The sequence below is a fragment of the Acidovorax sp. IB03 genome (genome assembly GCF_016406015.1).
Lineage (GTDB): Bacteria > Pseudomonadota > Gammaproteobacteria > Burkholderiales > Burkholderiaceae_C > Acidovorax > Acidovorax temperans.
This window is the reverse complement of sequence record NZ_JAEFCH010000103.1, coordinates 1-543: the sequence shown is the minus strand read 5'-3', so window position 1 is coordinate 543 and position 543 is coordinate 1. Positions and strand designations below refer to the sequence as shown.

1 protein-coding gene is annotated in these 543 nt (G+C 62.2%); it reads left to right on the top strand.

What is annotated here, in order from left to right:
* A partial coding sequence (locus tag IHV84_RS20245) for an IS3 family transposase (protein ID WP_198848174.1) occupies positions 1-504 on the top strand: 504 nt, incomplete at its 5' end.
* Positions 505-543 lie beyond the last annotated feature (39 nt).

Genomic DNA, 543 nt, shown 5'->3' with positions numbered 1-543 from the left:
CCCAATCTGCTGTGGAGCGGCGACATCACTTACATCCCCACCGATGAGGGGTGGCTGTACCTGGCTGCGGTGCTTGACCTGCACAGCCGCCAGGTGGTGGGCTGGAGCATGCAGCCGCACATGCAGACCAGCCTGGTCAAAGACGCGCTGCTGATGGCCTGCTGGCGCCGCAGGCCAGCCAAGGGGCTGATCTTCCACAGCGACCGCGGCAGCCAGTACTGCAGCCATGAGTTCCAGACCACGATGAAGGCCTGGGGTATCAGTTCATCCATGAGCCGCAAGGGCAACTGCTGGGACAACGCGCCCACGGAGAGCTTCTGGGGCCATCTGAAGGTGGCTTGCGTGCTGGGGCAAAGGTTTGCCACCCGAGAGCAGGCCAGGACAGCCATTCTGAACTGGATGGCCTTCTACAATCACTCTCGTCTGCATTCGGCGCTGGGCTATCTCAGCCCCATGCAATACGAGCAACGCTGGCTGGCGGCTCAGCGCAAGAACGCCGCATGAAACCCGGGCTAAGCGCTCCGAAATTCAGGGGCAACCTCA